Below are 6,683 nucleotides of genomic sequence, written 5' to 3'. Positions count from 1 at the left end.
GAGACACCCCCTCCCCCGCCACCCCCCTTGATTGTATGTCTGGTGGGCTGGTATTGGTTTATAAGCCCCGGGGGCGGGGTGGGGGCGCGGCCGTGGTGTATACCGCCACCGCAGACGGCCCCGTACACTGACCGGGCCCTCAACTGTGGAGCGGGTGACGGGAATCGAACCCGCGCTCTGAGCTTGGGAAGCTCATGTTCTACCATTAAACTACACCCGCGAAACCGCCGGAATATGCGGCGAGATAACTGCGGACACTGTACCTCATGGTGTGACCGGCGCGTGTGGCGCTCGCGGTCGGGTGGTGTCGGGCGAGTGGCCCCGGTGGTGTGAAGCGGCTGTGGGGCGCGGGAGTTGGGGCGTACGGTGGGGTGGTTCCCCGGCTGGTGCGCGGGGTGGGTGCGTGGTCCTCGGCGGGGGCTTTCGGGTGGCGGGGTGCCGCTGGAGAAGGCGACCGGTTGATCCCCTAATGTGGCTTTCGTTGTCCACGCAGTTGGGAGAGGACTTGATGGAGCGCACCGTCGTCCGTTGTGCCGAGGGGCACGTGTTCAGCACCGCTTCGTTCCCGATGCAGACCACCGACCGGCTCGGTCCCGGGCGGCTGCTGCGGTGCCCGCGCTGTGCGCGGCTGCGCAACGCGGTACCGGTGGAGTACGCGAAGCGATAGCCCGGCGGCCCGCCCCGGAGTTGCGCAGGTCACCCCCACCCCGTCGCAGGTGGGGTCCGCACGGGTGGGCGCGTATCCTCGTCCCCGTGCTTCTCTCAGACAAGGACATCCGGGCCGAGATCGACGCCGGCCGGGTGCGCATCGACCCGTACGACGAGTCGATGGTGCAGCCGTCCAGCATTGACGTCCGTCTCGACCGCTACTTCCGGGTGTTCGAGAATCACCGCTACCCGCACATCGACCCCGCCGTGGAGCAGGCCGACCTGACGCGTGAGGTCGTGCCGGAGGGGGACGACGCGTTCATCCTGCACCCCGGCGAGTTCGTGCTGGCCTCGACGTATGAGGTCATCACGCTGCCGGACGATGTGGCCTCCCGGCTCGAAGGCAAGAGCTCGCTGGGACGGCTGGGGCTGCTGACGCACTCGACGGCCGGGTTCATCGACCCGGGGTTCAGCGGGCACGTGACCCTGGAGCTCAGCAATGTGGCGACGCTGCCGATCAAGCTGTGGCCGGGGATGAAGATCGGGCAGCTGTGCATGTTCCGCCTGACGTCGGCGGCCGAGCACCCCTACGGGTCGGAGCGGTACGGCTCCCGGTACCAGGGCCAGCGGGGGCCGACCCCGTCGCGGTCCTTCAAGAATTTCCACCGCACTCAGATGTGAAGGCATGCCCGCCGGAGCGAGCGTGCGCCGACGGGGGTGGCGTACGGCGTGCGAAGGCGGGGCTTGCGCCCCGGGGTGTGGCGCGCACAGGGCGTAAGCGCACAGGGCGTAAGACAGAGAAGGTCTGAGAGAGATTCGTGAGTGACGTACGGGAAAACCTGACGTACGAGCGGTTCGGCGGGGCGATCCGCGAGCTGGCGCAGACGATCGCCGACGACGGCTTCGAGCCCGACATCGTGCTGTCGATCGCCCGCGGCGGGGTCTTCGTCGCAGGTGGTCTGGCGTACGCGCTGGACTGCAAGAACATCCACCTGGTGAACGTGGAGTTCTACACCGGCGTGGGCACCACCATGGAGATGCCGGTGATGCTGGCGCCGGTGCCGAACACCATCGACTTCAGCGACAAGAAGGTGCTGATCGCCGACGACGTCGCCGACACCGGCAAGACGCTCAAGCTGGTGCACGACTTCTGCAAGGACACCGTCGCGGAGGTCCGCAGCGCGGTGATATACGAGAAGTCGCACTCGCTGGTGAAGTGCGAGTACGTGTGGAAGCGCACCGACGACTGGATCAACTTCCCGTGGTCGGTGTTGCCCGTAGTACGTAAGACAGGGGAGCCGATCACCCCGTCGCGCGAAGCGCTGTAAAAACGCTTCTGACCTGCTGGTTCCCCTCGCTCGAAGTGTAGGAAACCGGTCTGTCGGCCTGTGCGAGTGAAGCATCGCACGAAGATGTGTGGTGGCGCCCGGCGCTCCCGCTTTCCCATCGCACGCCGTTGCGATCTTGAAAACTGTCGTGAGGTAACCCCTCACCGTGGGTTCAAATCCCACAGCCTCCGCAGCTCAGTAGTGCTGGAAGGCCCCTGACCTGGGGAAAACGAGGTCAGGGGCCTTCGGTCTTTCCGGGTGCCGACTATCCGCGATTGACCGCTGCCGACCGCGTTTTGCCGTTCCATCTGGCACGGATCTGGCACGCGGTGGGCCTGCCTCAGGCTTTTCGGGGTGTTCTTCGAATGTCTTGAACTGCTCATGACTGAGGGCGCGCATCAGTAGCGTGTGCGCCCAGATCTGTTGCTGAGCGGAGCAAAGAACAGGGGGAGTAATGAACAGGTTTGGCGCCTCAGGAGTGCTGATTGCTGCTGTGCTGGCTCTGACTGCGTGCGCGGAGCACGGGGGTGATCAGGAGAGGTCAAGCGCCTCGGCGGCCCCGTCAGCCAGTGAAGAGTCCGCTGAGGACCACGCAGAGGCAGAATGGGAGGCCATGACTTCGCAATCCCAGGAGTCGATGTGCAGGCTTGCCGATGGTGGCAGTGCCGAGGAGGCTGCGAAAGTCCTGGAGTTCTACGGCAAGCAGAGTCGACCGAGGACGTTCGATAATAGTGCAGAAGCGCACGCGAACCGTGTAGCACTGATTAGGTACGCGCGGACGCAATGTAATTGAAAGATTGCCATTTCGCGCGCTTCCGAACGTAAGTAGCATTCCTGGGTGTGATCGGTTCTGGACACTTCCCTGTGCGTCTGGGCCACAGCCCCAAACGCCAACGCTCCCGTTTCCTTACCGACAACGGGAGCGTGGAACTTTCGCCTTATGACGGATTGGCGGCCCGCCTCCCCATGCACGTCAACCGTGGCGCATCCGGCGACAGTGGCTGCTGCTCACCGATCACTACGTATCCCCATCCCGCGTACAGTGCCTGGACCTTCCCGTCACCGGCCTTGCTGTTCACGAACAGGGTGGCGTAGAGCTCGGGGCGGGCCTGCATCAGGTGGTCGTGCATCTGCCGGGCGATGCCCTGGCCGCGCCACGGCTTCACGATTCCGATCTCCTTGATCGCGACAGCTGGCCCGCTGGTGTACTCCTCCGGTGCTGGAGACTCCAGGCGCGCCCACCACCGGTTCCCGGGTTCGACCGTGTTGGCGTAGGCGTAGCCGACGGGGTCGTCTCCTGCGTAGGCGATGACGGATTCCCAGCCCGGTTCTGCCGCGTGGCGGTCGAGGCGTTCGGTGAACGTGCTGACCTTGTAGTTCGGCAGGTGCAGCAGATCTGCTCGGACGTTCGCGTACAGGTCGGCAAGGGCCTGCCGGGTGGCGCCGTTCAGCTCGGTGACGCGGCGCAGGGCGATGGTGTCGGCGTTCATGTCAGGACCTCTCGCTGGTACTGCGCCCACGTGTGGAGGTGGGGGCTGCGGGGTGCGGTCTTGCGGAGACCGGCGCTGAACCTGTTGAGCATCCCAGCCACTCGCGGATGCTGAGCGGTATCGCGGGGGATGCGCATCGCCGAATGCACCGCCGGTTCGATGTCGCCCTGACCGAGCTGGGCACGGGCGAGTCGCGCTGTGGTGATGGCGAGCGAGCGGTGCATGTGCGGAAGAAGTGCCCCCATGCTGCGGTGCGCGCGGGCTTCGGCTTCCTCCCAGTCGCCGAGCGCGAGATACGCGGCGAGACCGAGGCTGTCCAGCTCCGAGGGTCCGTAGAACGCCTTCAGCCACACCGGACGGGGCTTGTCGTCATGGGCACGGCCCAGCGCTTCCTCGGCGTGCCCGAGGGATCGCCTCACGCCTGCTCGGTCTCCGGCTGCCCCTTGGAGCGCTGCGTGCCGAGCATGCCCGAGTGAGGCGAACAGCGGGTCGCGACGGGCGATGGGCAGATTGCGGGCGACGTCGTTCGCCGCGAGTCCTTCGGAGGGGCGCCCCATATGCCGGTAGAGAGTTCCGGCATGTGACCAGATGCGGAATTGGATGGCCTGGTCCCCCGACAGCGTGGCGAGGCTGGAAGCCCGGTCGAGATACCGCTGTGCTTCGGTGAAGCGGCGCCCGTCGATGGCTGCCCACATCGCCGACGAAGCGAAAGCGGCGGCAGAGGCGTACGCGTAGCTGCGTACCCGTTGGCTGGCGATTCCTGATTGCTGGAGGGCCAGTGCCTCGTCCGAGAGGGCGGCGGCCTGATGCTCGACGGCGAGCCGGCCGCCGTGCCGGTGGTCGCTGGCGATGATGTCCGCGAACCGGCGGTTGAGGCGCTCTACGTCTGAGGTGCCGATGCGGCGGACCGGCGTGGTCGATGCGGCGACCGCCACGGCGAGGAAGTTGCGACGTTTCACGGGGTCCTCCTGTGGCGCTGGGGCAGACGACTGCTGGCCTCGCGGTACGAACCCTAGGGCCGTCGCCGGCAGTCCGGTGACGTGCTCCAGGGCGGCGCGGGTGAGCGACTTCGGCCACCTGACCCGGCCTGCTTTCCAGCTCCGTACCGATGAGCCGTCGAATCCGCCCAGGCGTCCCGTCAGCTCGCCGATGGCCTGATTGACGGCTTCTGCAAGGGAGTTGGCGCTGTGCTTGTGCTCGGCCATCCAGCCTGCCAGCGCCTCGTTACGCGTCGCTGCCATGGCCTCACAGTAGGACGACCCGCTCTGCCCACCTGGTAAGCGGCAGGTCAAATCGCCCTAGGCGCGACGACACGAAGCCCAGCTCATCGCCCTAATCACCGGCCCCTGAAAGCCGTTTGAGTAAGGGACCCGGCTCCACTCCTCTTCCCGGTGAGGGATGGCGCCGCTACCCCGACTCCTCGCTTCCAGGAGGTACCCATGACAACCACGGGCGGCATGGACGCGGTGCTCTATGTCTGCGCGACTCGACCCGGCCAACTTCGTGGTCTGGCGGAAGAGCGGGCGGTGGAAGAAGGGCTGCGCTTCGCCGAGAAGCACAGCCTCTGCGTCACGGTGCAGATCTCCGATCCTTACGGCGAACCGAACCCGTGCGGGCGTCCGGGGTGGCTGCGGGTGAGGGAGATGGCCGAGCGTGGTGAGGTCGGTGTCGTGCTGACGCGGTGGCCGAACGCCGTCTCCCCGACGCCGGGGTTGCGGCATCCGGAACTGGATCACCTGGTGAGCCATGGCGTGCAGTTGTTCTTCACCTGGGCGCCGTTGAACGCGATGGCCGGCGCCGGGGGCGCGCGGTGAGCGGCCGCCACGCGCGGGAGAAGCCGTCCCGTCCTGGACTCGCGGTTGTCGTGCTGGGGGTGCTCGGGCTGAAGCCGCCCGCTCTGCTGCTGGGAGGGGTACGGGACGCTTACGGCGCCGTGCCTTCGGTGTCCCGCGCGGATGACGACCACCAGGCCGCTGCCGCTGTGCGGGATGGAGCGGGGGCCGGGAATGCCTGAGTGCCCGGTGCGAAAGCCGTCGACGGTGCCGTACGTCGCGACCTGGTCGGAAGAACTGGCAGGTAGCGAGGCGATGTTGGATGTGAAGTGGGATTCGGTCGGGCCGAAGCTCGGGTACAAGGACGAACGCGCCTCTGACCGCGTCGGTCGTGACGACGTGCTGTGGGCCCGGATGACCTACCAGCCCGGAGCCGGGCGGCCGCGGTTCGACTCCATGCACCCGGGACGCCAGTACGTCGCCATGCGGTGGATGAAGTGCCAGATCTGCGGCGACACGGTGCCCCGCAGCAAGGACGGCTGGCTGTTCGTGGACTGGCGCAAGGAGTACGACCCGCCGACCTGGCCGGAAGGCTCGGTGACGGCCATGCCCCCGCTGTGCGCCGCCCATGCCCGCCTGTCCATCGTCGAATGCCCCCACCTGCGGAACACGGACTTCCTCCTTCTGCATGTCCGGTCGCCGCGCATCTGGGGCTACTCCGGCGCGCCGTACACGCTCACCGGCGACGGTTGGACGGTGGGTGAGCGCGATGCTCTCCGCCCCGTGGATGACCCGAGTCTTCGAGCGGTGCTCGCATCGCGCCTCTACCGCGAACTGCGCAACGTCACCGTGGTGGGCTCGGCCTGACCGCAGGGACGAGACGCCTGTGGGTCGGGAGGTGCAGGACAGGGGCGACCCCCGGTCGGGCGTTCGTCGCGAACCCCGGTGCCGATGGTGCCGGGGCTGTTGTCGTTCGTATGGGCAGCGTGATCGGTGTGCGCTGTTCGGCCCCAGCCGCCGACAGCCCGCCACGACGCACCCGCAGTGTGGCGGGCGCCCGTCACGTATGCCACCTGCACCACTGCCGGCCTGGACCACGCTGCCTTGGCGGGAAGGCGAGTTGACGGCCGAGGCGTCACCGCGGATTCGGCGAGGTGGGGATGCGGTCGCGTGCGCCTGGTCGGGGCTGTGGTTGGCGCTGCCGTGGTGTCGGCCTGGTGCTGCGGCAGGGTGCTGATCGAGCTTCTTGCGGGTGCCGTCGGATCGCTCATCCGGCTTGCGCGCTGAGCGGCAGGGGGCTGCCGGAGCGGGGCGGTAGACAGGAGCGTCGGGGGGGCGGGGCCCGCCCCCCCCCCCCCGCCCCCCCCCCCGGCCCCCCGCGGAGCGACGAATACAAAAATAAAACACACAAACCCCGGGACCACAGAGGGAGGAGCCGCGCGCCC

Annotated in this window: 7 protein-coding genes and 1 tRNA gene; 5 read left to right on the top strand and 3 right to left on the bottom strand. The window is 67.4% G+C overall.

The window, feature by feature from the left end; all coding sequences use genetic code 11:
- Nucleotides 1–146: 146 nt before the first annotated feature.
- Nucleotides 147–220 (bottom strand) — tRNA-Gly (locus ACFWWQ_RS23070).
- A gap of 261 nt (nt 221–481) precedes the next feature.
- Here ACFWWQ_RS23070 and ACFWWQ_RS23065 point away from each other — a divergent pair.
- The 3 genes from ACFWWQ_RS23065 to ACFWWQ_RS23055 all read left to right on the top strand — a co-directional run bounded on the left by ACFWWQ_RS23065 (nt 482) and on the right by ACFWWQ_RS23055 (nt 1,976).
- A complete protein-coding gene (locus ACFWWQ_RS23065; protein ID WP_345089704.1) occupies nt 482–667 on the top strand; it encodes a hypothetical protein in 186 nt (61 codons plus the stop codon).
- A gap of 86 nt (nt 668–753) precedes the next feature.
- Nucleotides 754–1,329, top strand: a complete 576-nt coding sequence (dcd, locus tag ACFWWQ_RS23060; protein ID WP_384599164.1) for a dCTP deaminase — start codon at nt 754–756, stop codon at nt 1,327–1,329.
- A 137-nt stretch (nt 1,330–1,466) separates the two neighbouring features.
- Nucleotides 1,467–1,976 carry a phosphoribosyltransferase gene (locus tag ACFWWQ_RS23055; RefSeq protein WP_384599161.1) on the top strand — a complete coding sequence of 170 codons (510 nt, stop codon included), beginning with the start codon at nt 1,467–1,469 and terminating at the stop codon, nt 1,974–1,976.
- Nucleotides 1,977–2,914: 938 nt separating this feature from the next.
- On the opposite strand, the gene ACFWWQ_RS23050 is transcribed toward ACFWWQ_RS23055, so the two are convergent.
- Nucleotides 2,915–3,466, bottom strand: coding sequence for a GNAT family N-acetyltransferase (locus ACFWWQ_RS23050; RefSeq protein ID WP_384599157.1), 552 nt, complete (start codon nt 3,464–3,466; stop codon nt 2,915–2,917).
- On the bottom strand, nt 3,463–4,707 hold the full coding sequence (locus ACFWWQ_RS23045) for an XRE family transcriptional regulator (protein ID WP_384599154.1): 1,245 nt from the start codon (nt 4,705–4,707) through the stop codon (nt 3,463–3,465). Before ACFWWQ_RS23045 ends, ACFWWQ_RS23050 begins: the two co-directional genes overlap by 4 nt.
- A gap of 198 nt (nt 4,708–4,905) precedes the next feature.
- On the opposite strand from ACFWWQ_RS23045, the gene ACFWWQ_RS23040 reads away from it, so the two are divergent.
- Together ACFWWQ_RS23040 and ACFWWQ_RS23035 are read left to right on the top strand one after the other, a co-directional pair.
- Nucleotides 4,906–5,280 (top strand): hypothetical protein, encoded by a 375-nt coding sequence (locus ACFWWQ_RS23040; protein ID WP_384599151.1) that lies wholly within the window; start codon nt 4,906–4,908, stop codon nt 5,278–5,280.
- Nucleotides 5,281–5,421: 141 nt separating this feature from the next.
- Entirely contained in the window at nt 5,422–6,105 is a 684-nt protein-coding gene (locus ACFWWQ_RS23035; RefSeq protein WP_384599148.1) for a hypothetical protein, read from the top strand.
- Nucleotides 6,106–6,683: the final 578 nt, after the last annotated feature.

The organism is Streptomyces sp. NPDC059080 (assembly GCF_042739975.1).
GTDB lineage: Bacteria > Actinomycetota > Actinomycetes > Streptomycetales > Streptomycetaceae > Streptomyces > Streptomyces benahoarensis.
The sequence above is the reverse complement of the archived record's forward strand: the minus strand, read 5'-3'. Positions and strand labels throughout refer to the sequence as shown.

What these genes read in the sequence shown, in the direction of transcription:
- ACFWWQ_RS23050 (WP_384599157.1), bottom strand. Translation starts at nt 3,466, where the DNA reads ATGAACGCCGACACCATCGCCCTGCGCCGCGTCACCGAGCTGAACGGC.
- ACFWWQ_RS23045 (WP_384599154.1), bottom strand. Translation starts at nt 4,707, where the DNA reads ATGGCAGCGACGCGTAACGAGGCGCTGGCAGGCTGGATGGCCGAGCAC.
- ACFWWQ_RS23040 (WP_384599151.1), top strand. Translation starts at nt 4,906, where the DNA reads ATGACAACCACGGGCGGCATGGACGCGGTGCTCTATGTCTGCGCGACT.
- ACFWWQ_RS23035 (WP_384599148.1), top strand. Translation starts at nt 5,422, where the DNA reads ATGACGACCACCAGGCCGCTGCCGCTGTGCGGGATGGAGCGGGGGCCG.